This is a genomic window from Escherichia sp. AM3, from assembly GCF_032029835.1.
Classification (GTDB): Bacteria; Pseudomonadota; Gammaproteobacteria; order Enterobacterales; family Enterobacteriaceae; genus Escherichia; species Escherichia coli.
The window spans coordinates 1-315 of sequence record NZ_JAVUPQ010000781.1; the positions used below are offsets into that span (position 1 = coordinate 1).

General features: G+C 54.0%; 1 protein-coding gene. It reads right to left on the bottom strand.

The features are described from left to right. On the bottom strand, nt 1-315 hold a 315-nt coding region (locus RTW80_RS28335), incomplete at both ends, for a FimD/PapC N-terminal domain-containing protein (RefSeq protein ID WP_312721428.1).

Genomic DNA, 315 nt, shown 5'->3' on the forward strand with positions numbered 1-315 from the left:
CATCATTACTGCGCGTATGTTGATAGTTGGTCTGCCAGTCAGCGCGCATACGCCATGGCCCCAGGTTAACCCCGACCGTCCCGTTGCCGCTGATCTCGTTACTGTCATCGCCGCCATTTTCTTCGTGTCGTGTTTGCGCAGTGATGCTGTAGTCCGCAATGATCCCGGAGATGCCATCATCCCAACGAGAAGGTGGATCCCAGTCGGGCCAGGTATATTCGAGGTAAGCCTGCGGTAGTGAAATGACTAATGCGGACTGGCTTAAATCAGCCTTAATTTCCACGCCTTCCAGTTGACCGGGCTTCAGGCATTTAC